The organism is Streptomyces sp. WMMC500, assembly GCF_027497195.1.
Classification (GTDB): domain Bacteria; phylum Actinomycetota; class Actinomycetes; order Streptomycetales; family Streptomycetaceae; genus Streptomyces.
In genome coordinates, this window is record NZ_CP114905.1 from 483051 (window position 1) to 509232 (window position 26182).

General features: G+C 73.4%; 21 protein-coding genes. 2 read left to right on the top strand and 19 right to left on the bottom strand.

Features of this window, described 5'->3' with window-relative positions; translation table 11 throughout:
* Positions 1-66 precede the first annotated feature (66 nt).
* Positions 67-723 carry a phosphoribosyltransferase family protein gene (locus O7599_RS01955; RefSeq protein WP_281620307.1) on the bottom strand — a complete coding sequence of 219 codons (657 nt, stop codon included), beginning with the start codon at positions 721-723 and terminating at the stop codon, positions 67-69.
* 130 nt (positions 724-853) lie between these two features.
* Entirely contained in the window at positions 854-2980 is a 2127-nt protein-coding gene (locus tag O7599_RS01960) for an alpha-galactosidase (RefSeq protein WP_281620308.1), read from the bottom strand.
* Positions 2981-3095: 115 nt separating this feature from the next.
* On the opposite strand from O7599_RS01960, the gene O7599_RS01965 reads away from it, so the two are divergent.
* Entirely contained in the window at positions 3096-3887 is a 792-nt protein-coding gene (locus O7599_RS01965; RefSeq protein WP_281620309.1) for a tyrosine-protein phosphatase, read from the top strand.
* A gap of 32 nt (positions 3888-3919) precedes the next feature.
* Here the strand turns inward: O7599_RS01965 and O7599_RS01970 are convergent, their stop codons facing one another.
* From O7599_RS01970 to O7599_RS02015, 10 genes are all read right to left on the bottom strand, one after another.
* On the bottom strand, positions 3920-5299 hold the full coding sequence (locus tag O7599_RS01970; RefSeq protein WP_281620310.1) for an aspartate aminotransferase family protein: 1380 nt from the start codon (positions 5297-5299) through the stop codon (positions 3920-3922).
* Positions 5296-7227, bottom strand: a complete 1932-nt coding sequence (dxs, locus tag O7599_RS01975) for a 1-deoxy-D-xylulose-5-phosphate synthase (RefSeq protein WP_281620311.1) — start codon at positions 7225-7227, stop codon at positions 5296-5298. Before dxs ends, O7599_RS01970 begins: the two co-directional genes overlap by 4 nt.
* Position 7228: 1 nt before the next feature.
* Positions 7229-8278, bottom strand: a complete 1050-nt coding sequence (gene hpnH, locus O7599_RS01980; protein ID WP_281620312.1) for an adenosyl-hopene transferase HpnH — start codon at positions 8276-8278, stop codon at positions 7229-7231.
* Positions 8278-8988: a 1-hydroxy-2-methyl-2-butenyl 4-diphosphate reductase gene (locus tag O7599_RS01985; RefSeq protein ID WP_281620313.1), complete on the bottom strand. Its 711-nt coding sequence runs from the start codon at positions 8986-8988 to the stop codon at positions 8278-8280. The genes hpnH and O7599_RS01985 overlap by 1 nt, the downstream gene beginning before the upstream one ends.
* The gene (shc, locus tag O7599_RS01990; RefSeq protein WP_281620314.1) at positions 8988-11021 is read right to left on the bottom strand and encodes a squalene--hopene cyclase; all 2034 of its coding nucleotides are present in this window, start codon (positions 11019-11021) and stop codon (positions 8988-8990) included. Before shc ends, O7599_RS01985 begins: the two co-directional genes overlap by 1 nt.
* A gap of 49 nt (positions 11022-11070) precedes the next feature.
* On the bottom strand, positions 11071-12165 hold the full coding sequence (locus O7599_RS01995) for a polyprenyl synthetase family protein (protein ID WP_281620315.1): 1095 nt from the start codon (positions 12163-12165) through the stop codon (positions 11071-11073).
* Between the two features lie 23 nt (positions 12166-12188).
* On the bottom strand, positions 12189-13634 hold the full coding sequence (gene hpnE, locus O7599_RS02000) for a hydroxysqualene dehydroxylase HpnE (RefSeq protein ID WP_281620316.1): 1446 nt from the start codon (positions 13632-13634) through the stop codon (positions 12189-12191).
* Between the two features lie 217 nt (positions 13635-13851).
* Positions 13852-14787 carry a presqualene diphosphate synthase HpnD gene (gene hpnD / locus O7599_RS02005; RefSeq protein ID WP_281620317.1) on the bottom strand — a complete coding sequence of 312 codons (936 nt, stop codon included), beginning with the start codon at positions 14785-14787 and terminating at the stop codon, positions 13852-13854.
* 7 nt (positions 14788-14794) lie between these two features.
* Positions 14795-15691, bottom strand: coding sequence for a squalene synthase HpnC (hpnC, locus tag O7599_RS02010; RefSeq protein WP_281620318.1), 897 nt, complete (start codon positions 15689-15691; stop codon positions 14795-14797).
* A 321-nt stretch (positions 15692-16012) separates the two neighbouring features.
* The gene (locus O7599_RS02015; protein ID WP_281620319.1) at positions 16013-16672 is read right to left on the bottom strand and encodes a TetR/AcrR family transcriptional regulator; all 660 of its coding nucleotides are present in this window, start codon (positions 16670-16672) and stop codon (positions 16013-16015) included.
* Positions 16673-16757: 85 nt separating this feature from the next.
* Between O7599_RS02015 and O7599_RS02020 the strand changes: the two genes are divergently transcribed.
* The gene (locus O7599_RS02020) at positions 16758-18977 is read left to right on the top strand and encodes an MMPL family transporter (RefSeq protein WP_281620320.1); all 2220 of its coding nucleotides are present in this window, start codon (positions 16758-16760) and stop codon (positions 18975-18977) included.
* A 64-nt stretch (positions 18978-19041) separates the two neighbouring features.
* Here O7599_RS02020 and O7599_RS02025 read toward each other — a convergent pair whose 3' ends face one another.
* From O7599_RS02025 to O7599_RS02055, 7 genes are read right to left on the bottom strand one after another with little or no spacing between them, the layout of a single operon-like run.
* Entirely contained in the window at positions 19042-19854 is an 813-nt protein-coding gene (locus O7599_RS02025; RefSeq protein WP_281620321.1) for an ABC transporter ATP-binding protein, read from the bottom strand.
* Positions 19841-20752 (bottom strand): ABC transporter permease, encoded by a 912-nt coding sequence (locus tag O7599_RS02030; RefSeq protein WP_281623247.1) that lies wholly within the window; start codon positions 20750-20752, stop codon positions 19841-19843. Before O7599_RS02030 ends, O7599_RS02025 begins: the two co-directional genes overlap by 14 nt.
* 58 nt (positions 20753-20810) lie before the next feature.
* Positions 20811-21734: a glycosyltransferase gene (locus O7599_RS02035; protein WP_281620322.1), complete on the bottom strand. Its 924-nt coding sequence runs from the start codon at positions 21732-21734 to the stop codon at positions 20811-20813.
* A gap of 5 nt (positions 21735-21739) precedes the next feature.
* Positions 21740-22519 (bottom strand): CDP-alcohol phosphatidyltransferase family protein, encoded by a 780-nt coding sequence (locus tag O7599_RS02040; RefSeq protein ID WP_281620323.1) that lies wholly within the window; start codon positions 22517-22519, stop codon positions 21740-21742.
* Positions 22497-23561, bottom strand: a complete 1065-nt coding sequence (locus O7599_RS02045) for an iron-containing alcohol dehydrogenase family protein (RefSeq protein WP_281620324.1) — start codon at positions 23559-23561, stop codon at positions 22497-22499. Before O7599_RS02045 ends, O7599_RS02040 begins: the two co-directional genes overlap by 23 nt.
* Complete coding sequence (locus tag O7599_RS02050; RefSeq protein ID WP_281620325.1) at positions 23549-24286, bottom strand: phosphocholine cytidylyltransferase family protein; 738 nt, start codon at positions 24284-24286, stop codon at positions 23549-23551. Before O7599_RS02050 ends, O7599_RS02045 begins: the two co-directional genes overlap by 13 nt.
* Positions 24283-26097, bottom strand: a complete 1815-nt coding sequence (locus O7599_RS02055; protein WP_281623248.1) for a DUF5941 domain-containing protein — start codon at positions 26095-26097, stop codon at positions 24283-24285. Before O7599_RS02055 ends, O7599_RS02050 begins: the two co-directional genes overlap by 4 nt.
* Positions 26098-26182: the final 85 nt, after the last annotated feature.

A 26182-nucleotide genomic window follows, 5' to 3' on the forward strand; every position in this document is an offset into this window, starting at 1 on the left:
CATGTCCAACCAACGCCTCTTAGACGTTAGTTGACGGCCACTCGGCAAACGGGTTCCGATCGGTTTTCAGCCAGTACCGAGCAGTTCGAGCACATCGGCATCCGTAAGTTGCTCGAAGTCGTCGTACCAGAGCCCGACCGCCCCGAACTCCCCCGGCGTGTGCAGACACGTCACGTCGTCCGCCTCGCTCCGTACCGTCCGCAGCCCGCCCGGCGAGGCCACGGGCACGGCGAGCGTGAGCCGGGCGGGTCCCGCCGCCCGGGCCGCGCGCAGCGCCGCGCGGGCGGTCGCGCCGGTGGCGAGCCCGTCGTCCACGACGACGGCCCAGCGCCCGGCGAGCGCGGGCGCCGGCCGGCCGCCCCGGTAGACCGCCTCGCGGCGGCGCAGCTCGGCGCGCTCCCGCTCGGCGGCGGGCGCGAGGTCGTCCTCGGTGAGCCCGGCGCCGGCGAGAGCGTCGGGGTCGTAGAGCGGCGGGGCGTCGCCGGCCACCGCGCCGAGACCGTACTCGGGGTGGCGCGGGTGGCCGATCTTGCGGACCAGCAGCACGTCGAGCGGGGCGCCGAGGGCGCGGGCGACCTCGTACGCGACGGGCACGCCGCCGCGCGGCAGCCCGAGCACCACGGCGGCGGGCGGCGGGCCGGCGGCGGGGCCGGCGCCGGGCCGGCCGTCCCGCAGCCGCCGGGCGAGCTCGCGGCCCGCCTCGTTACGGTCCTGGAAGCGCATGATCCCGCTCCGTCGGGGTTCCCCCGGTCACGTCACATTGTGCGACGCCCCGCGCGCTCACGCACCTCGCGCTCGCGCGGGGAGCCCGCCCGGGAAGGCGGCACAGCCCCGCGTACGGGCTCCGCGGCCGTCAGCGGCGGCGCAGGTGCACCACGGTGGCGTCGAGATCGCCGGCCAGCCCCGTGTGCAGCCCCCGGTGCGCGAGCACCGCGCCGCGCAGCACCTCGCCGGGCGCGCCGCCGGCCAGCACCTCGTACTCGGCGGCGGTGTCGAGCGCGGCGAGGCGCAGCGGCGGCAGCGGCTCGTTGTAGCGCTGCGCCTGCAGCCAGGCCAGGACGACGACCTCGTCGGCGCGGCCGGGGTCGTCGCCGAGGACGTACTGCACGGCGCTCAGGCCCTCCTGCGGCTCACGCAGCCGGTGGAGCCGGCCGAGCTGGACGGCGGGGCGGATCCGCTTGTACAGCTCCACCCAGCGCCCGGCCTCGGCCAGCTCCTCGTCCGACCAGTGCGCGAGGTCCCCGCCGACGCCGAGCACGCCGGCCATGGCGCTGACGAAGCGGTAGCGCAGGCTGCTGGCGCGGTCCTGCATCTGCACATTGGGGCTGTCGGTGACCCAGGCGGCCGTGACCCGGGCGGGGTGGATCTGGCCGATGCCGTGCTGGATGGGCAGCCGGTCGAGCGGATCGGTGTTGTCGGAGGTCCACACCTGGTCCGTGCGGGACAGGATGCCGAGGTCGATCCGGCCGCCCCCGCCGGAGCACGACTCGAAGGCGACGTGCGGGTGCGCGGCGCGCAGCCGGTCCAGCAGGTCGTACAGCCCCTGCACGTGCGGGACGGAGGGGTCGGCGTGCGCGCCCGGCTCGGTGAGGGAGCGGTTGAAGTCCCACTTGACGTAGTCGATGGGCGCGGAGCGCAGCAGCTCGTCGAGCTGCTGCCACAGATGTGCCCGGACCTCGGGCCGGCCGAGGTCCAGCACGAGCTGGTGGCGGAACTCGGTGCGCCGGCGGCCCGGCCGGTGGTGCACCCAGTCGGGGTGGGCGCGGTAGAGGTCGCTGTCGGGGTTGACCATCTCCGGCTCGACCCAGATGCCGAAGTGCATGCCGAGGGCGTGGACTTCGTCCGCGAGCGGCTTCAGGCCGTCGGGGAAGCGGTCGGGGTTGGGCGTCCAGTCGCCGAGCCCGGCCCTGTCGTGGGTACGCGCGCCGAACCAGCCGTCGTCGACCACGAACAGCTCCACGCCCATCGCCGCGGCCCGCCGCGCCAGCTCGCGCTGGTGGCCCAGCTCGACGTCGAACTTGGTGGCCTCCCACGAGTTGTAGAGGACGGGCCGGGGGATGTGCGCGTCCGGTACGACGTGCGCGAGCTGCCAGGCGTGCCAGGCGCGGGACGCGGCGCCGAAGCCGCCGGCGGTGTAGAGCCCGGCGAAGACGGGCGCGGTGTACGACTCGCCGGGCGCGAGCCGGACCAGTCCGGAGTCGTCGTGCCCGGCGCCGCCGACGGCCTGCACGACCCCGTCGGGGAGCTGCTGCACGGCGATGCGCCAGGATCCGGACCAGGCCAGCGCGCAGCCGTAGACCTCGCCGTGCTCCTCGCCCGCGGTGCCGTCGTCGAGGGCGATCCAGGGCAGGTGGCGGTGCGAGGTGTGGCCGCGGCCGCTTCCGAGGACGGTCTCGCCGGGGGTCAGCTCCGCGCGTGCGAGCACGCTCTCGGCTGCCCAGCGGCCGTGCAGGTGGGAGAGCCTGCGGCGGTCGGCGCGGGGCAGGGTCCAGGCCGCGGAGTCGAGCCGCAGCAGGTCCAGCGCGGGGTCGCCGGGGCCGCCCTCGTGGGCGGCGGTGGCCCAGCGCTCCAGCACGTCGGCGCCGGCGCGCATGCGGTAGTGCAGGGTGAGGGCGAGGCGGTGCACGGGGTCGTGGAAGGTGAGCCGCAGCACGTCGTCCGTGGTCTCGGCGTCGCGGAACTCCCACTCGCTGCCCCGGCCGCCGGGTCCGGGGGCGCCGTCCGCGGTGCGTACGGCGAGCGCGGGCCGGACGAAGCGGGGGCCGCCCTCGACGGGGTACTCCTCGCGGCCGTCGAGCCGTGATTCGAAGGACCGGGTGCGCGGTGGCCGTTCGGCGGCCAGCGCTTCCGCGTCGGCGAGGGTGAGCCGGGGTCCCCAGTGGAGGTGCAGCAGCTCGTCGTGGCGGTTCAGCCGCAGGGCGTAGCTGCTGTGCGGGCCCGACAGCAGCCAGATCCGACCGTTCCCACCGACCTCGACCATCTCATCTCCCATAACTCAACAGAGATACACAACATCGCAGCCGGGGGGATCCTTGTCCAGCGTGCAATTGTCGTACTGTCGAAGTGCCGCGCCCGCCCGACGCTACGGAGCCCCGATGACGCAGACCACCGAGCCTGAGCTGACCGGTGTCCGCAACTTCCGCGACGTCGGCGGTCTGCCCGCCGCCGGCGGCGCGCAGACCCGGCACGGCCGGCTCTACCGCAGCGGGCACCTGGCCCACGCCACCGCCGAGGACACCGTCTTCCTCGGCTCGCTCGGCCTGCACACGGTCTTCGACTTCCGCAACGCCGCCGACATCCGCCTGGACGGCCCCGACGTCGACCTGCCGGGCGTACGGAACGTCAACCTGCCGCTCAACGACCCCGCGGAGGGCAAGGAGTTCTGGAAGCTGGTCCGCGACGGCGACATACCGACGCTCCGCTCGCTGCTCGGCGACGGCCGCGCGGCGGCCCGCATGGAGTACTCGTACCGGGACATAATCCTCAACCGCAACGCCGAGCACTCCAGGGTCCTCCACTCGCTGGCCGACGGCGGCACGCCCGCCCTGCTGCACTGCGCGGCGGGTAAGGACCGGGCCGGGCTGACCATCGCGCTCGCGCTGCTGGCCGTGGGGGTCGAGCGGGAGGCGATCGAGACGGACTACCTGGAGTCCAACGCGCAGCACCGCCGCTACCGGGTCCAGCGCGGCGAGGGGGCGCAGGGCGGCACGTCGCCGGAGGTGATGGAGCTGCTCAGCCCGCTGTTCGACGCCCGGGCGAGCTACCTCGGCGCGGCCTTCGCCACGATCGCCGAACGCTGGGGCACCGTCGAGCGCTACTTCCGCGAGGCCCTCGACCTGAGCGACGCGACCCGCGAGCGCCTGCGCGCCCACCTGCTGACCGTCTGAGCACCACCGCCCGGGCACCGCCCGCCCGCCGGTCAGCGGGCGGAGACCGCCTGCTTGGCCAGGGTGCGGCCGAACTCCCAGATGAGTCCCCCGCCCGCGTGCGCCTCGTCCATCACCGACGTGAACGCGTCCAGGAACCGCCGCACCTCCGCCTCCCCGATCACCAGCGGCGGCAGGAGCTTGATGACCTCCTGCCGGTCGCCGGAGACCTGGGTGAGGATGCGGTGGCGCTGCAGCAGCGGAACCACGATCAACTGCGCGAACAGCCCCTTGCGGGCGGCCTGGAGCAGCGTCCAGCGCCCGCGCAGCTTCAGCGACGCGGGCTTGCCGAACTCGATGCCGACCATCAGCCCCCGCCCGCGCACGTCGTGCAGCAGTTCGTACCTGTCGACCAAGTCCGCGAGCCCGGTGCGCAGCAGGTCACCGGTGCGCCGCGCGTTCTCGACGAGCCGCTGGTCCTCCAGGACGTGCAGGGTGGCAAGCCCGGCGGCCATCGCCGGCGCGTTGGTGCCGAAGCTCGCCGAGTGCACCAGCACGCGGTCCATGGAGGAGTAGACCTTCTTGAAGATCCACTCCCGGCCGAGGGTGGCCCCGACGGGCACGTACCCGCCGGAGAGCGCCTTGGCGAGGCACACGAGGTCGGGCTCGGCGCCCTCCTCGTGCTCGTAGGCGAAGAACGCGCCGGTGCGCCCCATGCCCGTCTGCACCTCGTCGGCGACGAGCAGCCCGCCGTGCTCGTGCAGCAACTCCCGCGCCGCGCGCAGGTACCCGGGCGGCGGCGCGTGCACGCCCTTGCCCTGGATCGGCTCGACCACGAGCGCCGCGACGTCCCCGGCGCGCAGCTCCCGCTCCAGCGCGTCGAGGTCGCCGAGCGGGACCGCGGTGTCCGGCAGCAGCGGCGCGAAGCCGGCGCGGAACGCCTCGACGCCGTTGACCGACAGCGAGCCGGTGGTCAGCCCGTGGAACGCCTGGTCGCAGTAGAGGACGCGCGGCTTCCCGGTGGCGTAGCGGGCGAACTTCAGCGCGGTCTCGACGGCCTCGGTGCCGCTGTTGGAGAAGAACACCCGGTCCAGGTGCGGCGCGTAGCCGAGCAGCTTCTCCGCCAGCAGCCCGGGCAGCGGCTGGCAGTCGAAGCGGGTGAGGTCGGGGAGGTCCAGGTCGAGCACGTCGTGCAGGGCCCTGCGGACCACGGGATGGTTGCGGCCGAGGCCCATGACGCCGAAGCCGGCGAGGAGGTCGAGGTAGTCCCGGCCCTCCTCGTCGTAGAAGTACGCTCCCTGACCGCGGACGTACGTCTTGTCGAAGCCCAGCGTGTGCAGCATCCGCGGCAGTTGGTGGTTGAGGTGCCGGGCGTGCAGGTCGTAGCGCTCTCCCCCGCGCTCGGCCAGCAGCGCCCCGATGTCGAAGCTCATCGGGTGCTTTCTTCCCTCTCCCTCGTGACGACCGGCTGCCCGGCCCGGGCTGGCTCCTCCGCCCGGGCAGCGGGTACCCCGCCGACGGCGGCGGCGATCCGGGCCGGCGTCAGCCCGGCCTCGGCGAGGACCTCGGCCCGCTTGCCGTGCGGCAGGAACCTCTCCGGCAGACCGAACGTGCGCAAGGGTACGTCGACTTCGGCGTCCCGCAGCGCCCGCGCGACGGCGGAGCCCACGCCCGAGCCGACGCAGTTGTCCTCCACCACGGCGGCGACGCGGAACCGGTCCGCCAGCGGCGGCAGGTGGCCGTCGACGGGCTTGACCCAGCGCGGATCGACGACGGTGCAGCCCAGCCCCCGCCCGGCGAGCAGGTCCGCGGCCTCCAGACAGACGGAGGCCATGGCGCCGACGCCGACGAGGAGCACGTCCTCGCGCTCGTCGCGGCGCAGCACGTCCATGCCGCCGACGCGCGCGGTCGCGGGTATCGGCTCGGACACCGTGCCCCGGGGGAAGCGGACGACGGTCGGCGCGTCGTCGACGGCGACCGCCTCGCGCAGTTGGGCGCGCAACTGGTCGGCGTCGCGCGGCGCGGCGATCCGCAGCCCGGGGACGACCTGGAGGAGCGACATGTCCCACATGCCGTGGTGCGAGGCGCCGTCCGGCCCGGTGACGCCGGCCCGGTCGAGCACGAAGGTCACCCCGCAGCGGTGCAGCGCGACGTCCATCAGCACCTGGTCGAACGCGCGGTTGAGGAAGGTGGCGTAGACCGCGACGACGGGGTGCAGCCCGCCGGTGGCCAGGCCCGCGGCGGAGACCGCGGCGTGCTGCTCGGCGATGCCGACGTCCCACGTCCGCCCGGGGTACGCCGCGGCGAACGCGGCGAGCCCGGTCGGGTGCAGCATGGCGGCGGTGATCGCCACCACGTCGTCGCGCTCGGCCCCGATGCGTACCAGCTCGTCGGAGAAGACCGAGGTCCACGACGGCGCGCTGGGCGGCGCGACCGGCTCGCAGGTGAACGGGTCCATGACGCCGACGGTGTGGAAGTGGTCGGCCTCGTCGTCCAGCGCGGGCTGGTAGCCGCGGCCCTTCTCGGTCAGGCAGTGCACGAGGACCGGCCCGCGGAACCGCTTGGCGCGGCGCAGCGCGGACTCGACGGCGGCGATGTCGTGCCCGTCGACGGGCCCGACGTACTTCAGCCCCAGGTCCTCGAACATGCCCTGCGGCGCGAAGGCGTCCTTGAAGCCCTTCTTCGCGCCGTGCAGCGAGTCGTACAGCGGCTTGCCCACCACCGGCGTGCGGTCGAGCAGGTCCTTGCCCCAGGACAGGAAGCGCTCGTAGCCGTCGGTCGTGCGCAGCGTCGCCAGGTGGTCGGCGAGACCGCCGATGGTCGGCGAGTAGGAGCGTTCGTTGTCGTTGACGACGATGACGAGCGGCCGGTCGCGGGCGGCGGCGATGTTGTTCAGCGCCTCCCACGCCATGCCGCCGGTCAGCGCGCCGTCGCCGATGACGGCGACGACGTGGTCGCCGCTGCCGCGCAGCTCGCTGGCCTTGGCCAGGCCGTCGGCCCAGCCGAGGACCGTGGAGGCGTGGCTGTTCTCGATCACGTCGTGCGCGGACTCGGCCCGCGACGGATAGCCGGACAGGCCGCCCTTGCCGCGCAGTCCCGAGAAGTCCTGCCGCCCGGTGAGGAGTTTGTGGACGTAACTCTGGTGGCCGGTGTCCCACAGGATACGGTCGGCCGGCGAGTCGAAGACCCGGTGCAGGGCGAGGGTCAGCTCGACCACGCCCAGGTTCGGCCCGAGGTGCCCGCCGGTGCGCGCGACCGCGTGGATGAGGAACTCGCGGATCTCCCCGGCCAGTTCGCCGAGCCGCTCCGGCGCCAGCGACTTCAGGTCGCGGGGGCCGCCGATGCTCTCCAGGAGCGCCATCTCATTCTCCTCCCCCTCGCACTCCGCCTCGGCGATTGCCTCCCACGGTCTCCCGCGCGGCCCGCAGCGACTCCTTCAGCGAGGCCGTGGTGGCGAGGATGGAGGTGGGCTCGTAGCCGCAGTGGGCCATGCAGTTGGCGCACCGGGGGTCCCGGCCGCGGCCGTACTTCTCCCAGTCGGTCTCCTCGATCAGCTCCCGGTACGTCGGCACGTAGCCGTCGCTCATCAGGTAGCACGGCCGCTGCCAGCCGAAGAGGGAGTAGTTGGGGATGGCCCAGGCCGTACACGGGAAGTCGACCTTGCCCTCCAGGAAGTCGAGGAACAGCGGGCTGTGGTTGAGCCGCCAGCGCTTGCGGTTGCCGCCGGCGAACGCCTTCCTGAACAGCTCGCGGGTCTGCTCGACGCCCAGGAAGTGCTCCTGGTCGGGCGCCTTCTCGTAGGCGTACGCGGGCGAGATCATCATCTCGTCCACCTGGAGGTCGTCGTTGAGGAAGTCGAGGACCTCGACGACGGTCTGCGGGGTGTCGGTGTTGAAGAAGGTGGAGTTCGTGGTGACGCGGAACCCGCGCTTCTTCGCCTCCTTCATCGCGGCCACGGCCTCGTCGAAGACGCCTTCCTTGGCGACCGACTCGTCGTGCCGCTCGCGCAGACCGTCGATGTGCACGGCGAAGGCGAAGTACGGCGAGGGCTCGAACTTGTCGAGCTTCTTGCGCAGCAGCATGGCGTTGGTGCACAGGAAGACGTACTTCCTGCGGGCCACGAGCTGGCGCACGATCTCGTCGATCTGCGGGTGCATCAGCGGCTCGCCGCCCGCGATCGAGACCATCGGCGCCCCCGACTCCAGCACGGCGCCGACCGCCTGGGCGACCGGCATGCGCTGCTTGAGGACGCCCGCGGGGTGCTGGATCTTCCCGCAGCCCTCGCACTTGAGGTTGCAGGCGAAGAGTGGTTCCAGCTCCACGATCAGCGGGAACTTCTCCCGCCGCTTGATCGTCCGCTGCGAGAAGAGATAACCGGCAACCTTGAGCGACTGGCGCAGTGGCATGGCCATCAGCTTCGCCTCCTGGGGATCATCACTTGACGGTGCCATTCGAAAAATGCGGGAAGAACCGAGCTGAGCACGCGGTACGCGGCGATACCACCGCGCAGCGTTCCGAAACGGACGAGTTCATGCTGGGGAGCGTCCACGACCACCCGGACGGCGGCCACGGGCCGGGTCCCGGAGGCCGCGGCGGCCGCAGAGAACCCGGAGGCCGCGGCGGCCCCGGCGGTCGCGGCGGCCGTGTGCAGGGTGACGGCCGACTCCATGTCGACGGCGACCGCACCCCGCTCGCGCAGCCGGGCCCGGCCGGCCGCGCCGCGTACGACGTGGTCGGTGCCCAGCAGCAGCCCGGTGTGCACCCGGGCGCCGAGGAGCGCGAGGGCGTCGAGCAGCGGCCCGTTGTCCGGGCAGCCGGTGGTCCCGGCGCCCTCGCGGTCGGCCCGCACGGCGTCGGCGACGACGACGTCGCCGGGGCGCATCTCCGGCAGCAGCCCGGCGCAGAAGCCGGCGGCGATCACGGGGGCCGCGTGGTACGGCTCCTCCGCGAGCCGGCGGGCCACGGCCCGTTCGGCCCGCTCGGGACCCATGCCGGTGCGCAGCACCTCGACCGGACCCGCGTCGCCGGCCCCGCCCGCGGCGGAGCCGGTGCCCGAGGCCAGCGCCCGGCGCTCGATGCCGAGCGCGCAGACGACGAGCAGCGGCGCGGGTGCGTCGGGCATCAGGCCTCCCGGCCGTCACCGGCGGCCGGCGTCAGGCCGGCTGTCGCGGACAGATAGCGGCCGAGCGCGGTGAGCGGGAAGACCATCCGGTACAGGTGGTAGTTGATGGAGAAGTCCCACGGGAAGCCGGTGCCGGTGAACTGCGGCTCGTCCCAGGACCCGTCGGGCAGTTGGGTACGGGCCAGCCAGGCCACGCCGCGTTCGACGGCCTTGCCGGCGTGCTCGCCGGCGGCCAGCAGCGCGAGCAGCGCCCAGCCGGTCTGCGAGGCGGTGGAGTCGCCGCGGGCGATCCACTCGGCGTCCGGGTACGAACGCAGGTCCTCGCCCCAGCCGCCGTCGTCGTTCTGCACGCTCTCCAGCCACCTGACGGCCCGCCGGATCGCCGGGTGCGACACGGGCAGCCCGGCGGCGACGAGCGCGGGCACCGCGGAACCCGTGCCGTACACGTAGTTGACGCCCCAGCGGCCGAACCAGCCGCCGGCCGCCTCCTGTTCGGCGAGCAGCCAGGCGACGCCGCGGCGCGCGTGCGGGTCGTCGCCGAGCTTCTCGCCGGCGAGCATCTCCACGACGTGCGCGGTGACGTCGGCCGACGGCGGGTCGATTACCTCGCCGAAGTCGCAGAACGGCAGCTTGTTGGGGAACGCCGAGGTGTTGTCCACGTCGAACGCGCCCCAGGCGCCGTTCTTCGACTGCATGCCCGCCAGCCAGCGCACGGCCCGCTCGACGGCGGCGTCGACGCGCGCCTGGTCGGGGTGGGCGACGCGGCGCAGGGCGAGGACCACCTCGGCGGTGTCGTCGGTGTCGGGGTAGTTGTCGTTGTGGAACTCGAACGCCCAGCCGCCCGGGGTGAGTCCGGGCCGGCGTACCGACCAGTCGCCGGTGGTCAGCACCTGCTCCGCGAGCATCCAGTCGGCGGCCTTGACGAGCTGGGGGTGGTCGGCCGGCACGCCCGCGTCGACGAGCGCGATGGTGGCCAGGCACGTGTCCCAGACCGGGGACTGGCACGCCTCGATCATCCGGACCGGGCCGTCGTCGCGCGTGTCTCCCGTGTCACGCGCGCCGTCGGTGTCCGCCGCGGCCTCGGCCGCGCCGTCGGTCCAGACCGCGAAGCGGTCCAGCGATTCGAGACCGGCCTTCAGCACCGGGTGGTCGAGGTCGTAGCCGAGCAGGTGCAGCGCGATCACCGAGTAGACGGCGGGCGGCTGGATGCCACCCCAGCAGCCGTCGCTCTCCTGGCGCTCGATGATCCAGCGGGCGCAACTGCGCAGCGCCGCCTTGCGCAGCGGGCGCAGCGCGACCCTGCGGTACGCGTGCAGCGCCCGGTCCAGCCGCTGGAAGAATCCGTCCCACGTCGTCAGCGACGCGTGCGGCCGGGGCGGGTTGGGCACGGCGGGGTCGGTGTGCAGCTCGTCGAGGGTGAACGGGCCCGGGCGCACCGGGCGCTTGGCGGAGACGACCGTGAGCGGCACGATCGTCTGCCGGGCCCAGCAGCCGAAGTCGTAGATGTTCAGCGGGAACCAGGACGGCAGGTAGATCAGCTCGGGCGGCAGCTCGGGCAGGTCCTCCCAGCGCCACCAGCCGAACAGCGCGAGCCAGATGCGGGTGAAGACGCGGGTCGCGGCGATGCCGCCGTGCGCGCGCACCCACTCCGCGGCCCGCGCCATGTGCTCCTCGCCGGGCGCGTCGCCGGCGAGGCGGAGCGCGACGTAGGCCTCGACGGTCGCGGAGACGTCGCCGGGGCCGCCGTGGAACGTCGCCCAGGCACCGTCCGGGCCCTGCCGGCCGCGGACGAAGCGGGCGGCGGCGCGGGTGGTGTGCTCGTCCCGTACGCCCAGGAACTCGCGGAGCAGCAGGTCCTCGGCGTCCATGGTGACGTTGGTCTCCAGGTCGCCCTTCCACCAGCCCTCCGCGTCCTGCCGGCCGAGCAGGTTGGCGCTCGCCCGCTCGACCGCCTGCCTCGCCGCCAGTAAGGCAGCCGCCGCCCCCGCGGGGGCGGTGTCGGTTGCGTTGCCGCCATCGGCAGTGGCTTTCATGCACACCCCTTTCGAAGGGACGTCCGGACGCGGGGCCCGGGCGTCGGTGTCAGTGCCGGCGTACGACGACGAAGTCGGCCAGTGCGACGAACCGTTCGCGGATGTCGTCGGGCATCTTCACCCCGTCCAGCGAGACCAGAGCGCTCTCGTGCTGCCTTCGTGCCTCCTCCTGAGTCCACCGGCGCCCTCCGGCTTCTTCGATCAACGCGGCCCGGGCCGCGAATTCTTCCTCGTCGAAGTCGTTTTCCGCACCGGTATTCCGGAGGTCGGCACCCTTGGCGTCGGCGGCCAGCGTCTTCGCCAGTTCCGCGGAGGCCGGTCCCCCGGCGGCGAGCGCCGCGCACACCGGCAGGGACTTCTTGCGCTGGCGCAGGTCGCTCCAGGTCTGCTTGCCGGTGACGGCGGGCTCGCCCCAGATCCCGAGCACGTCGTCGACGGCCTGGAAGGCCAGGCCCAGATGGCGGCCGTAACGTTCCAGCCCGTCGGCGACCTCGTCGCCCGCACCGCCGAGCACGGCGCCGACGGAGCAGGCGCACGCGAGCAGCGCCCCGGTCTTGTTGCCCTCCATCTCCAGGCACTCGGCGACGGTGACGCTCTCGCGGTGCTCGTATGCGATGTCCTGCGCCTGGCCGTCGATGAGCTTGCGGGTGGCGCTGCTCAGCCGGCGGGCGGCGCGCGCCGCCTCGGGCGTGTCCAGGTCCAGCAGCAGTTCGCAGGCGAGCGCGAAGAGGGCGTCGCCGACGAGGATGGCCTGCGCGGGGCCGTGCACCTTCCAGACGGTGTCGCGGTGGCGCCGCCGCTCGTCGCCGTCCATCAGGTCGTCGTGCAGGAGGGAGAAGTTGTGCACCAGCTCCACGGCGACGGCGCCGGGGACGCCGGTCTCCGCGGAGGCCCCGGCGGCCTCGGCGGCGAGCAGCGTGAGGAGGGGGCGCACGGCCTTGCCGCTGTCTCCGGCCGTGGGGTTGCCCTGCGCGTCGATCCAGCCGAAGTGGTAGGCGGCAACGATGTCCATGGGGGGTACAAGCCGGTCGACGACGGTCCGTAGCACGGGGTTGGTCAGCTCCCGGGCGTGGTCCAGCAGGCGCAGGACTTCGGCGGCGCCGGGGTCGGCCGCGGTGTCGGTGTCCGGTTCTGGACGGGGCACGTTCTCTCCTCCGATGACGGCTCTCACACTGCTTCCAGCAGGTTCCGCGGCACTTCCCGACCCAGGGCGCCGAGGGTCTCGCGGACCGCCGCGCGACCGCTGAGAACGGCGCTCTCCATGGTCGCGGGCCAGCCGGTCGCGGTCCACGCGCCCGCCAGTGCGAGGCCGGGCGCGTGGGTCCGGGAACCCGGGCGCAGCCGGCCGACGCCCGGTGCCGGGGCGAAGGTCGCGGTGCGCTCGCGGGTGACGAAGAAGTCGCGTACCCGGGCGCCGCGCGCGTCGGGCAGCAGCTTCGCCAGCTCGGGGAGGTAACGCTCGCGCAGCTCGCCGACGGGCCGCTCGATGTCGTCCTGCGCGGCGGACTGGGAGACCGCCACGTACTGGCAGCCCCGGCCCCGGGGGGTGTCGGCGAGGCCGGAGGTGTCCGTGCGGTCGAAGATCCACTGCACGGGGGTGCCGATCGCGGCGACGAACGGGGCGTCCAGCACCCGTCGGTCGTACACGACATGGAGGTTGAGGATGGGCGCGGTGCCGATCTGCAGCAGCCGGTCCTTGTGGTCCAGCGCGCCGGCCGGCAGCAGTCCGTGCGCCTCGCGCTGCGGTACGGCGAGGACCACGGTGTCGGCGTCGAGCGACGTGGCGGGGGCGTCGGCCCGCCCGGGTCCGGTCGCCACGTCGACCTGCCAGCCGCCGGCGGGGGTGCGGCGCAGCCCGGTCGCCCGGGTGCGCAGCAGGATGCGGGTGCCGGACCGCTCCAGCCGGCGGCGGGCGAGGGTGTGGTGCAGCTCGCCGAGCGGGACGCGCGCCCAGCCGATGTCGGCGGCACCGCGCTCGGTGAGCAGCCCGGTCCTGAACACCTTCGCGGCCAGCCCGAGGGAGACCTCCGGGGCGAAGGCGTTGAGGGTGGCGACGCCGATCATGTCCCACAGCGCCGAGACGGCCCGCGGCGACTGCCCCTGCCGGTGCAGCCAACTGGCGAAGTCCACGCCGTCCAGGGCCGGGTCGGCGGGGTCGAGCCGCCGCATCGCCAGCGCGGCGCGGGCCACGCCCGCCCGCTCGGCGAGCGACAGGTGCGGGTAGCGGGCGAGGCCGGCGGCGAGGTGCAGGGGCACCGGCAGGTCGGTGCGGCCGAGCCGCCCGGCGCGCGGCCCCGCGCCCTTGCGGGCCGGGGTGGCGGCGTCCAGCACCCGCACGTCCAGGCGCTCCTGCAGCGGGGCGAGCCCGCTGCCGCCGACCTCGTCGAGGAACCAGCGGTACGCCGTACAGCAGCGCAGGTAGACGTGCTGGCCGTTGTCGACGGAGAGGTCGCCGCGGCGGAAGGAGAAGGCGAGCCCGCCCAGGCGCGGCCGGCCCTCGAGAAGTGTGACGTCGACTCCGGCGTCGGCGAGTCCCATCGCGGCGGTCATCCCGGCGAGTCCGCCGCCGACGACCACGGCCCGCGGCCGTCGCTCCGGGCCGGAGTCAGCCATCACCGGCCACCTCCCCACCCGTATCGACACGCACTATGTCTGGCCCGCGGCGCCGGGGGCAACACCTTCCGGGGTTGCGGCGCGCCCTCCTGCGCCCGGTGCGCCTCGGCGCACGCCGAGAGCGCCTCCGAGCGCTCCCGATCCGTCCCGCGCGCCGCGTTTGCGGGATTGTCGGACCGTACGCCCGGCGGCGCCGCGGGGGTGGTGGGCGCGGGGGTCACCGGAACCTCCGGCTCGCCTGCCGGGCGTCGACGCCGGCCAGGCCGCGGACCGCGACGTACGCCTTCTCCCGGCCCGGCAGCGACACCCGCCCGCGCAGCACCGCCCCGGGGTCGGCGGCGATCCGCTCCAGCAGCCGGTGGTAGATCCCGGCCATCGCCGCGACGCAGGCGCCGCTGCGCCGGTCGAGCATGGGCAGCAGCCGGTAGCCGTCGGCGAAGAGCGCGCGGGCGCGGCGCACCTCGAACTGCACCAGTCCGGGGAAGTCCGAGCCGGGAGGCGCCGTGTCGCTGTGGAAGCCCGCGGAGCAGCCGAACTTGGCGAGGTCGACCGCCGGCAGGTAGCTGCGGCCCTCGGCGGCGTCCTCGCGAAGATCCCGCAGGATGTTCGTCAGTTGGAGCGCGAGCCCGAGCGTGTCGGCGTACGCAGGGGCGCGCTCGGAGTGTCGCGCGCCCGGCACGGTGCCGAACACGCCGAGGGAGAGCCGGCCGATCGCGCCGGCCACGCAGCGGCAGTACTCCTTCAGGTCCTCCCACGTCTCGTACTCCCGGCCGCGTACGTCCGCGAGGACGCCGTCGATCAGCTCGTCGAGCCCGCCCAGCGGAATCGGGAACCGGCGCGCGGCGTGGGCGAGCGCCACGGCGACGGGGTCGGTGTCGTCCTCGGCCACCCGGCCGGCCCGGATGCGGTCGAGCTGGCGCCGGGTGTCCTCCAGCCGGGTGCGCTTGGTCCCGGGTGGCAGATTGCCGTCGCCGATGTCGTCCACGCGGCGCGAGAACGCGTACAGCGCGGACATCGCCAGCCGCTTGTCGTGCGGCAGGAGTCTGATGCCGTACGCGAAGTTCCGGGCCTGCCTGCCGGTGACGGCCTCGCAGTACCGGTACGCGGTGAGCACCTGTGCGGATGCGTAGGCCGCGCGCGACGGTGTGGTCACGGTGCGGTTACCCCTCTCGTCGCAGGGTCGACCCCACCTCGCGCAGCAACCTGCGCCGGGTGGGCTTCGGGGGTCCGGGGAGCACGTCGTGGCCGGCGGCGGCGACGGCGGCGAGCGCCGCGCGTCCGCCGGCCACGAAGCCGGCGAGCAGCAGCCGCAGCCGGCCGCGCACGCTGGCGACGAGGGGCGCGCCCTCGTCGAGGAGCCGTGCGGCGCAGTCGGCTTCGTACCGGATCAGGGCGCGCACCGGCTCGCCGGCGCGGGGCCGGGCGAGGTCCGCTTCGGTGACGCCGAAGCGGCGCATGTCCTCGGCCGGAAGGTAGATGCGGTCCCGGCCGAGGTCCTCGGCGACGTCCTGGATGTGCTCGACGATCTGCAGAGCGGTGCAGATCGCGTCCGAGCGCCGGATGCGCTCGGGACTCTCGGTGCCGGTCACGGCGAGGACGAGACGGCCGACCGGGTTGGCGGACAGCTCGCAGTAGCCCTCCAGCTCGGCGTACGTCTCGTAGCGCCGGACCTTCTGGTCCTGCCGGTTGGCCTGGAGGAGGCCGTGGAACGGCTGCGGGGACAGCCGGTGGCGGCGGACGGTGGGCCGCAGCCGGCGCAGCAGGGGGTGGCCGGGCGTGGCGCCGGGGGTGAAGACCCGCTCGAGGTCGGCTTCGAGCGCGTCGAGGAGCGCGAGGGGGTCGTCGGCCTCGTCCGGGCCGAGACCCAGCGCGGCGGCGTCGGCGCCGCCGGGGGCGAGGTCGCCGTCACCGATGTCGTCGACGAGCCGGGCGTAGCCGTAGAGCGCCATGAGGTCGGCGCGCCAGGCACGGGGCAGGAAGAACGGGGCCACGGGGAAGTTCTCGTCGGCGGCCTGGCCGAGTACGGCGCGCGACGGAGCGTCGTCCGCCGCGGTCACCGGCGACTGCCCTGGGCCGCCGCCCCCGGGGCGCAGACGGCGGGCGCTCCTTCGAGCTGGAATGTCGTCTTCGCCATAGCCGTCACGCCTCCCGTTCTACACCGCGCACCCAGATGTGCCCATTCCGGACACGCCGCCGCCGGCGTCGTGACCCCGAGCAGGTCCGGGGCGCCCCCAAGCTCCCTAAACGCCCACATGCCGCCAAACAGCACCGGTCCAGCGTACGCCGTACAGGACGAAGACGCGGCATGCGGTGGTCACCTCAATCCGCACGCGCCCGAGGACGCGCGAAACGCCGTCGTACGCACCGAATCCGCCGCGTCACACGGTGAGGCCGTCCAAGATCATGGTGAGCGTGCGGGTGACGATCGCGTCCCGCTGCGGGGGCGGCACGTCGCGCAGCGGCCCATCGAGGAGGAGCATGGCCAGCCCGTGCACCGAGGACCAGGCGGCGAACTCCGCGCCCGCCCGTACGCCCGGTCGCATCACACCGGCGGCTTCGACGGTGTCCATGGCGCCGGTGAGCAGCCCGAAGGAGCGGACGTCGCCGGGCCGGAGGTCTTCGATGCCGCCACCCTGGGTCCACGCCTCCGCGTCCGTCTCGACCCGGCAGAAGGCCGTGCGGTACATCCCGGGTTCGGTGACGGCGAAGCGGATGTAGCCGAGGCCGAGAGCCGTCAGCCGGTCCTTGGCGGCCCGCGCCGGGTCGCCGTCCGGGGGCGGCCCGGTCTCCGCGATCACCTGCTCCATGGACTCCGCCAGCCGCCGCTGGCCCTCGTCCTTGACCGCCTGCAGCAGGTCTGCCTGGTTGGCGAAGTGGCGGTACGCGGCCGTCGGCGACACGCCGACGCGCCGGGCCGCCTCGCGCAGCACGACCGCCTCGGGCCCGCCGCCGCGGGCCAGCTCCGACGCCGCGTCGACCAGCGCGTTCCGCAGGTCGCCGTGGTGGTATCCGCCCTTCGCGCCCCTGACCTCGCTCATAGTCGCATCATGCCTCATGTTGACAGCATTAACATCGCCTGGAAGGCTCAATGTTAACGCCATAAACATGGGAAGGGGGAGCACCGTGCTGACACGCATCGCGGAGCTCGTACTGCGCAGGACCCGCCTCGTGCTCACACTCGCCGCCGTCGCCGTCGTCGCCATGGCGGCGCTCGGCTTCGGGGCCTTCGGCAAGCTCAGCCCCGGCGGCTTCAACGATCCGGGGTCGCCGTCGAGCAGGGCCCAGGAGGTGATCGACGACAGATTCGGGGGCGATACGAACCTGGTCCTGCTCGTCTCCGCCGAGTCCGGGGGTCTCGGCGGCGACGCGGTGCGCGAGCGCGGGCAGGAGGTGACCGAGGGGCTGCGGGCCGAGTCCACCGTCGGCAACGTCGTGTCGTACTGGGACCGCGGCGGCGAGGGGCTGACCTCCCGGGACGGCAGCCAGGCGCTCATCCTCGCGCACGTCGCCGGCGGCGACGACAAGGAGGCCGAGCACGCCGAGGAGCTGACCGGCGCGTACGCCGGCACCCGGGACGGCGTCACCGTCAGGGCCGGGGGCGGGGCCGCGGTGGGCAACGACGTCTCCTCGCAGGTCGCCGCCGACCTCGCGCTGGCCGAGTCGATCGCCGTACCCGTCACCCTCGTGCTGCTGGTCCTCGCCTTCGGCAGCCTCGTCGCGGCGCTGCTGCCCCTGGCGATCGGCCTGGTCGCCGTCTTCGGCACGTTCGCGGAGCTGTGGGTGCTGGGCAGCCTCACCGACGTCTCGGTCTTCTCGGTCAACCTCACCATCGCGCTGGGCCTGGGCCTCGGCATCGACTACGGGCTGCTGCTGGTCAGCCGGTTCCGCGAGCAGTTGGCGGCGGGCGACGAGGTGCCGGCGGCGATCCGGCACACGGTGGCGACGGCGGGCCGCACGATCGCGTTCTCCTCCGCGACGATCGTCGCCGCGCTCGCCGCGCTGCTGGTCTTCCCGCAGTACTTCCTGCGCTCCTTCGCCTACGCCGGCATCGGCGTGGTGGCCATCGCCGCCGTCAGCGCACTGGTGATCGTCCCCGCGCTGCTCGCCGTCCTCGGCCACCGCGTCAACCGCGGCCGGATCCCGGGCGCGCGGGCCATGCGGCGCACCGACGCACCGCTGTGGGGCCGGATCGCCGGCGCCGTCATGCGCCGGCCCGCCCTGACCACGCTGCCGGTGCTCGGCGTGCTGCTGCTGGCCGCCTCCCCGCTGCTGGGCGTCAGCTTCGGCACCCCGGACGAGCGGGTGCTCCCGGAGAGCGCCCAGAGCCGGCAGGTGGCCACCGCGCTGCGCGAGGACTTCGCCGTCGACGACAGCACCGCCGTCGACGTCGTCACCACCGGCGCCGTCGCCGGGCCCGACCTCGCTCGTTACGCCACGGAGCTGTCCCGGCTGGACGGCGTCGCCCGGGTCGACGCGAGCAACGGCTCGTACGCCGACGGCGCGGCCGGCCCCGCGAGCCCCGCCGCCGCCGGACTCGGCCGCCCCGACGCCCAGCGGCTGACGGTCTCCGTCGAGCCGGCGCCCCACTCGGGCGCGGCGCAGCGACTGGTCGAGGACGTGCGCGCGGTGCCCGCGCCCGGCGGGGTGGAGACCCTGGTCGGCGGCACCGACGCGGAGCTGGTCGACGCCAAGGACAGCATCGGCGGCCGGCTGCCGCTGGCCGTCGGGATGGTCCTGCTCACGACGTTCGTGCTGCTGTTCCTCTTCACCGGCAGCGTCGTCCAGCCGCTGCGCGCGATCGTCCTCAACGCCGTCAGCCTGGCCGCGGCCATGGGCGCGATGGTGTGGATCTTCCAGGACGGCCATCTCAGCGGGCTGCTGGGCTTCACGCCCCAGCCGATGGACACGGCGATGACCGTGCTGATGTTCTGCATCGCCTTCGGCCTGTCGATGGACTACGAGGTCTTCCTCACCAGCCGCATCAAGGAGTTGCACGACGCGGGCGCCGACCCGGCCACGGCGGTGACGAACGGGCTGGCCCGCACCGGCCGGATCGTGACGATGGCCGCCGGGCTGCTGGCCGTCAGCTTCTTCGCCTTCGCCACCGGCGAGGTGAGCTTCCTGCAGATGCTGGGCCTGGGCACCGGGCTCGCCATCCTCGTCGACGCCGTCGCGGTGCGCGGCGTGCTGGTGCCGGCCGCGATGCGGCTGCTGGGCGAGCGGGCCTGGTACGCGCCGCGCCTGCTGCGCCGGGTGCACGCCCGCGTGGGCCTGAGCGAGACCGGGCCCGGCTCCGGCGCCGCGCCCGAGCGGGAGTCCGCGCACACCCCGGCCGGGGTGTAGCGGCCGGCACGTGCGGCAAGGGCCCCGCCGCGGCACGGCGGGGCCCTTCGGTGCGTACGCGCGGCTACCGCTTGGAGAACTCCTGATACTCCTTCAGGACCTCGTCCGTCGGCCCGTCCCTCACCAACTCGCCCTTCTCCAGCCACAGCACCCGGTCGCAGGTGTCGCGGATGGACTTGTTGGTGTGGCTGACCAGGAACACCGTGCCGGCCTCCTTGCGCAGCTCGCGCAGCCGGGCCTCGGAGCGCTTGCGGAACCTCAGGTCGCCGGTGGCCAGGGCCTCGTCGATCATCAGCACCTCGTGGTCCTTGGCCGCGGCGATGGAGAACCGCAGCCGCGCCGCCATGCCCGAGGAGTAGGTCCGCATCGGCAGGGTGATGAAGTCGCCCTTCTCGTTGATGCCGGAGAACTCGACGATGCTCTGGTACCGCTCGCGGATCTGCTCGCGGGTCATGCCCATCGCCAGCCCGCCGAGCATCACGTTCCGCTCGCCCGTCAGGTCGTTCATCAGCGCCGCGTTGACGCCGAGGAGCGAGGGCTGGCCGTTGGTGTACACCTTGCCGCTGTGCGCGGGCAGCACGCCCGCGATGGCCTTCAGCAGCGTCGACTTGCCGGAGCCGTTCGACCCGATCAGGCCGATGGCCTGGCCCCGGTACGCGGTGAAGCTCACCCCGCGCACCGCGTGCACCTCGCGCACCCGGGTCCCCTTGTCCCGGCGCAGGATGCGGTTGAGGGCGGCGGCGCCGCTGCCCTTGCCGCGGCCCCCGCCCTGCACCCGGTACACGATGTGCAGGTCGTCGGCGATGACCGTCGGCACCCGCCCGTCCTGCGGGGTGTCGGCCTCGGCGCGGCTCGTCGGATGTTCAGCCACGGCCATATCGCTCCTCAGCCTTCCAGAAGAACACGAAACCGAACGCACCCACCACCACGGCCCAGCCCGCCGCCAGCAGCCAGACGTACGGCGGCAGATAGGCCATGGGGAAGTCCCCCATGAGTGCGTAGCGCATGAGGTCCATGTATACAGCGGCCGGGTTCATCGCGACGAGGTCGGCGGCCCACTGCGGCGCATCCGCCCGCTGCACCATCATGAACTGCAGCGGGAACATCACGCCCGAGCCGTACATCCAGGCGCGCAGGATGAAGGGCATGAGCTGCGCCAGGTCAGGGGTGTCGCTGCCCAGCCGGGCGAAGACCATCGCCAGGCCGGTGTTGAAGACGTACTGGAGCGCCAGGATCGGCACTATCAGCAGCCAGGTCCAGTCCGGGTACCAGCCGAAGGCGATCAGGATGACCGCCAGCACCGTCATCGAGTACAGCAGTTGCTGCAGTTGCTGCAGCGAGAACGAGATCGGCAGCGCGGCCCGCGGGAAGTGCAGCGCCCGCACCAGGCCCAGGTTCCCGGAGATCGACTTCACGCCCGACATCACCGACTGCTGGGTGAACGTCCATACGAACACCCCCGTGACCAGGAACGGGATGTAGACGTCGTTGCTCATCCCGGCCCGGCCACCGAGCAGCACGCCGAAGATGAAGAAGAAGACCGTCGCGTTCAGCAGCGGTGTCAGCACCTGCCACAACTGGCCCAGCTTCGCCTTGCTGTACTGCGCGGTGAGCTTGGCGCGCGAGAAGGTCATGATGAAGTGGCGGCGCGCCCAGAGCTGCCGCACGTACTCGGGCAGTCCGGGGCGCGCGCCGCTCACCGAGAGGCCGTACTTGGCGGCCAGCTCGGCCGCGGACAGCCCGTCGTCGGGATGGCGCTTGGGCGGAGCGCCCACTGCCGTATCGCTCACAGTCGGTAACTTTCGTCCTCAGACACTCAACGGTACGAGCTTGTCAGATCACGGGCGGTCGTCCCAGCCGGGTCAGCCGCCACACCGTACGCCACTTCATGGGCCTGCGCGGCCCGCACGGTGCGCGCCAGCCCTCTCGAAAGCCTACGAGCCATGATTTCAGCACAGCTCGCGAGGGGCTGCGTGCCACTGTGAGCAGGAACCAGACACCGAGATAGACGGGGACGAGGGGCGCGGGGAGGTTCCGGCGGGCCAGCCAGACCCGGTTCCGGGCCACGTTGTGGTGGTACGCGGCATGTCTGCTGGGCGGCATCGTCGGGTGGTGCAGCACCATGTCGGCGCGGTAGTCGATGTGCCAGCCGGCGTCGAGCGCCCGCCAGGCGAGGTCGGTCTCCTCGTGGGCGTAGAAGAAGTCGTCCGGCAGCCCGCCGACCTCCTGGAACACCGTCGTGCGCACCGCGTTGGCGCCGCCGAGGAAGGTGGTGACGCGCGAGGAGCGCATCGGGTCGGAGGCCCGCAGCCGGGGCACGTGCCGGCGCTGCGTGACCCCGGTCTCGGGGTCGGCGATGCGGAAGCTGACGATGCCCAGCCGCGGGTCGGCGGCGAACGCCTCGCGCACCAGCCGGGCCGTGTCCTGTTGTGGCAGAAGACCGTCGTCGTCGAGGAAGAGCAGCACGTCGACGTCGCGGCCGCCGTCGCCGAACGCCTCGATCCCGACGTTGCGCCCGCCGGGGATGCCCAGGTTCTCGGGCAGCTCCACGACCCGTACGCCCTGCGGGATGTTCGGCACGGTCACGCCCTGGGCGACGACGACCACCTCGACCGGCGCGCCGTCCTGCTTGGCGACGGACTCCAGCAGCGCGCGCAGCTCCTCGGGGCGCTGGCCCATCGTGATCACGACCGCGCCGACCCGGACGTCCTCCGGACTCCGCGCCTGAGGCAGCCGGGGCTGGTGTTCATATGTCATTCGGCTCACCGCAACCTACTGGAGGCCAGAATGCTGACCAGGTGGAGGAGGGTCTGCAGCATCGCTATCGCGGCGAGGACGACGACGCCGAGCCGGGAGAAGTACAGGTCCCCCTTGATGAGGTCGAGGATCGCCAGCAGGAGGATGACGAGTGACGCCTCGATCCCCAGGATCAGCCGGTGGAACTTCAGCGCCGACGCTGCCTTGCGGGCCACGGCGACTCCCGACGAGCGCGGCTCGGCCGCGGACTCCTTGACCGGCGGCAGGCCCTGCTGGTGGCGGGCGACGCCGACGAGGTCGGTCTCCGCCTTGATCAGCACGGCGCCCAGCGCGGCGAGGGTGCCGAGGAAGGCCCAGAGCCAGTCGGCGGAACCCTCGCCCCACGGGTCGGCGGCCCGCAGGCCGAAGCCGACGAGCACCGCGGCGTCGCAGAGGTACGCGCCGACCCGGTCGAGGTACACGCCGCCGATGGAGAACTGCTGCTTCCAGCGGGCGACCTCCCCGTCGACGCAGTCGAGCAGCAGGTACAACTGGACCATCAGCACGCCCAGCAGGGCCCCGGTGATCCCGGGCACCAGCAGCGCCGGGGCGGCCAGGACGCCGGCGAGGGTCATGACGTACGTCAGTTGGTTGGGCGTCACCCGGGTGTTCACCAGGTGCCGGTCCACGCGCAGCGAGACCTCGCGCATGTACAGGCGGCCGGCCCAGTGCTCCCCGCTGCGCCGGTCCTTCACCCCCGGCGGGTGGACCACGGGCCGTAGCTCAGCTACCGATGGCTTTGGCATAGTCGGCGTACGCGTCCCTGATCTGGTCGGTGGACAGGTCGAGGTGTTCGAGGATCGTGTACCGGCCGGGCCGGGTCTGCGGCGCGAACTCGACCGCCTTCACGAACTCGTCATCCGTGAAGCCCATCTCCCCGGGCAGCACGGGCAGGCCGTGCCGGCGCAGCACCTCGGCCATGAGCAGCGCCATGGCGCGGTCGCCGCGCAGGAAGGTCGCGAAGGTGCCGCCGAAGCCGCACTGCTCGCCGTGGAGCGCGTTGCGCCGCGGGTAGAGCAGGTCGAAGGCGTGGCTGATCTCGTGGCAGGCGCCGGACGCGGGCCTGGTGTCGCCGGTGATGGACATCGAGATGCCGCAGAGCACCAGCGCCTCGGCGAGGATCGTCAGGAAGCTGTCGTCGCCGATGCCGCCGGGGTGGCGCAGCACGGAGTCGCCGGCGCTGCGGGCCATCGCCGCGGCCAGGCCGTCGACAGGCTCGCCGGTTTCGCGGTGCGACAGCTCCCAGTCCGCGATCGCGGAGATCTTGCACGTGACGTCGCCGATGCCGGCCCGTACGAAGCGGGCGGGGGCGTCGCGGATGACGTCCAGGTCGATGACGATCGCGATCGGGTTCGGCACGCCGTACGAGCCGCGGCCCGCGTCGTTGTCCAGCGTGGACACCGGCGAGCAGAGGCCGTCGTTCGCCAGGTTGGTCGCCACGGCGACCATGGGCAGCCCGACGCGGGCGGCGGCGTACTTGGCGGAGTCGATGACCTTGCCGCCGCCGAGGCCGACGACCGCGTCGTACCTGCCGCTCTTCTTGATGGAGTCGGCGAGCCGAACGGCGCCGTCGATGGTGCCGTCGGCGTCGACGAACCAGTCGGCGCCCGGGAACGCGGGCGCGAAGCGGTCGCGCAGCGCCTGCCCGGAGCGCGGGCTGATGGCGAAGGCCAGCCGGCCCGTCGGCGCCACGCGCTGGTCGGACAGCAGGTCGCCGAGGTGGTCCAGGGCCCCGGCGTGGATGTCGACCGTCAGCGGGGACGGGATCAGTCGGCTCAATACCGGCACGCGATCTCCCTGCCCTTGGCGAGGTCGTCGTGGTTGTCGATCTCGACCCAGGCGATGTCCCCGATGGGCGCGACGTCGATCTTGAAGCCGCGGTTGACCAGCTCCTGGTAGCCGTCCTCGTAGTAGAGGTCCGGGTCGCGCTCGAAGGTGGTCTTCAGCGCGTCGGCCAGCTCGTCCGCGGCGGCGCTCTCGATGAGGGTGACGCCGATGTACTCGCCGGTGGCCGTGGCCGGGTCCATCAGCTTGGTGATCTGCCGGACGCCCTTGTCGGGGTCGGCGACGACCTTCATCTCCTCGTCGGCGAGCTGCTTGACCGTGTCGAGGGCGAGGATGATCTTCCTGCCGTCGCCGCGGGCGGCGAGCAGGGTCTTCTCGACGGAGACGGGGTGGACGGTGTCGCCGTTGGCGAGGATCACGTCGTGCCTGAGCGAGTCCCGGCCGCACCACAGGGAGTAGGCGTTGTTCCACTCCTCTGCCTTGTCGTTGTCGATCAGGGTGAGCTTCAGTCCGTACGCGCGCTCCAGGGCGTCCTTGCGCTCGTACACGGCCTCCTTGCGGTAGCCGACGATGATCGCCGCCTCGGTGAGCCCGATCTCGGCGAAGTTGCCGAGGGTGAGGTCGAGGACGGTGGTCTCCCCGTCGACGGGCACCAGGGCCTTCGGCAGGGTGTCGGTGTAGGGGCGCAGACGCCGTCCGGCGCCGGCCGCCAGCACGAGGCCGATCATGCGGGTTCTCCTGTTTCGTCGTGTACTGCGGGGGCTCCGGAGGAGACCCAGAAGCGGATGCTCTCGGTGAGCACCACCAGCGCCACGGCCACGGCGATGGCCGCGAGCGCGAACGTGAAGCCCGTGCCGGTCAGCAGAGCCGCCGCCAGCGTGACCGCCAGCGCCCGTCCCTCGTGCCCGCCGATCGCCCGCACCAGCCGGCGCGGGGGCGCACCCGTGCCGCCGCGGATGCGGTACACGGTGTCGTAGTGATGGTAGGCGACGGCGGCCACCAGTCCGAAAGCTGCAGGAAGTGCTCCGTTCACCTCGGAGCGGGCGGCGAGCACCAGGACGAGCCCGTACTCGGCGGCCCGGAAGACCGGCGGCACGAGCCAGTCCAGCGGCCCGGCGAGCGGCCGGGAGACGGCGAGTGCCGAGGTCAGGACGTAACCGACGGCGCCTATCAGGGGCCACCAGGTGCCGTACGGGGTGAAGAGCGCCAGCGCCACGAGGAGCGCGCCGCCGGCCGCGGCGAGCGCGGGCGCCATGCCGGTCACGCCCCACGGGAGGGAGCGCGCCGGGGCGCGCAGGGAGCGGGCGGCGGCCTCGGCGAGCGGGCCGGTGTCGGTCAGCTCGTCGAGGGCCTTGAGCGCCTGCTCGCTGCGGGGGACGCGGCGCCTGAGGGAGCGCAGCACCCGGCCCGCGGTGGTGTAGGAGGCGGCGAGCCCCATGCCGACGAGCAGGACGACGAAGACGACGCGCGGCGTGGTGACGGCGGTGAGCACGGCGATCAGCGCCCAGCGTTCGCCGATCGGCAGCACGATCATGCGGCGCAGCCACACCGTCCAGCCGAGCCGGTCGAGCCGCTCGGACAGCGCGGCCGTGGGACTGGTGTCGGCCGCCGCCGCGGTGGTGCCGGCGAGGGACTCGTTGAAGGCGAAGTCGACGACGTGCCGGCAGGTCTGCAGCACCATGGCGGCCAGCGCGAGGGCCCACACGTCGTCGCCGTCGGCGTTGGCCGCGCCGAGGGCGAGGCCCGCGAAGTAGGCGTACTCCTTGGCGCGGTCGAAGGTGGCGTCGAGCCAGGCGCCCAGCGTGGAGTACTGCAGCGAGTAGCGGGCGAGCTGGCCGTCGGTGCAGTCCAGCACGAACGACAGCAGCAGCAGCGCGCCGGCGGCGACGAAGCCGGCGCGGGTGCCCGTGGCCGCGCAGCCGGCGGCGAGCACGGCGGTGGCCAGGGAGGCGGTGGTGACCTGGTTCGGGGTCAGGCCGCGGTTGGCGCACCAGCGGGCCAGGTAGCGCGAGTAGGGGCTGATGAAGAAGGTGGTGAAGAACCCGTCGCGGCTCTTGACCGCGGCGCGCAGCCGGGCCTTCTCCTCGTCCACGGCGGCGACCGCGTCCGTCGCCTTCGCCCGGGCCAGGGCGTCCTCGGGTACGGCCGCCACCAGCACGCCCAGCTCCGGCCGGGCCAGCGGGCCGTCGGCGTCGGCGAGTTGCGCGGAGGTCTGCTCGGCGACGCCGTCGAGGGTCCGGCTGCGCATCACCGCGCGGGAGAGCGCGGTGCGGGCCGCGGGGGTGCGCACCGCCACCACCCCGGGCACGGCCGCGCCGGGGAAGCGGGGGTCGGCGAGGGTGAGCCGCAGGCTGTGCCGGTGGCCGACGAAGCGGCTGTCGACGAGCGCGACCCCGCCGTCCCCGGGCAGCAGCGCGAGGACGGTGGCGGCGTCTGCCACGTCCGCGGCGGTACGCACGTCGTCGTAGCCCAGCGACCTCAGGTCGCTCTCCAGGGGGGACCCGGGAACGGGCGGGCCGATCAGGATTGCGGTCCGCAGACGAACTCACTCCTTGGCAGGCGGGACGACAGGCGGGACCGCCCCTCCCCCGTCCGGCCGGGCGGCTGTCGGCAGAGGTTAGCGG

What these genes read in the sequence shown, in the direction of transcription:
- O7599_RS01955 (WP_281620307.1), bottom strand. Translation starts at nt 723, where the DNA reads ATGCGCTTCCAGGACCGTAACGAGGCGGGCCGCGAGCTCGCCCGGCGG.
- O7599_RS01960 (WP_281620308.1), bottom strand. Translation starts at nt 2,980, where the DNA reads ATGGTCGAGGTCGGTGGGAACGGTCGGATCTGGCTGCTGTCGGGCCCG.
- O7599_RS01965 (WP_281620309.1), top strand. Translation starts at nt 3,096, where the DNA reads ATGACGCAGACCACCGAGCCTGAGCTGACCGGTGTCCGCAACTTCCGC.
- O7599_RS01970 (WP_281620310.1), bottom strand. Translation starts at nt 5,299, where the DNA reads ATGAGCTTCGACATCGGGGCGCTGCTGGCCGAGCGCGGGGGAGAGCGC.
- dxs (WP_281620311.1), bottom strand. Translation starts at nt 7,227, where the DNA reads ATGGCGCTCCTGGAGAGCATCGGCGGCCCCCGCGACCTGAAGTCGCTG.
- hpnH (WP_281620312.1), bottom strand. Translation starts at nt 8,278, where the DNA reads ATGGCCATGCCACTGCGCCAGTCGCTCAAGGTTGCCGGTTATCTCTTC.
- O7599_RS01985 (WP_281620313.1), bottom strand. Translation starts at nt 8,988, where the DNA reads ATGCCCGACGCACCCGCGCCGCTGCTCGTCGTCTGCGCGCTCGGCATC.
- shc (WP_281620314.1), bottom strand. Translation starts at nt 11,021, where the DNA reads ATGAAAGCCACTGCCGATGGCGGCAACGCAACCGACACCGCCCCCGCG.
- hpnE (WP_281620316.1), bottom strand. Translation starts at nt 13,634, where the DNA reads ATGGCTGACTCCGGCCCGGAGCGACGGCCGCGGGCCGTGGTCGTCGGC.
- O7599_RS02015 (WP_281620319.1), bottom strand. Translation starts at nt 16,672, where the DNA reads ATGAGCGAGGTCAGGGGCGCGAAGGGCGGATACCACCACGGCGACCTG.
- O7599_RS02025 (WP_281620321.1), bottom strand. Translation starts at nt 19,854, where the DNA reads ATGGCCGTGGCTGAACATCCGACGAGCCGCGCCGAGGCCGACACCCCG.
- O7599_RS02035 (WP_281620322.1), bottom strand. Translation starts at nt 21,734, where the DNA reads ATGACATATGAACACCAGCCCCGGCTGCCTCAGGCGCGGAGTCCGGAG.
- O7599_RS02040 (WP_281620323.1), bottom strand. Translation starts at nt 22,519, where the DNA reads ATGCCAAAGCCATCGGTAGCTGAGCTACGGCCCGTGGTCCACCCGCCG.
- O7599_RS02050 (WP_281620325.1), bottom strand. Translation starts at nt 24,286, where the DNA reads ATGATCGGCCTCGTGCTGGCGGCCGGCGCCGGACGGCGTCTGCGCCCC.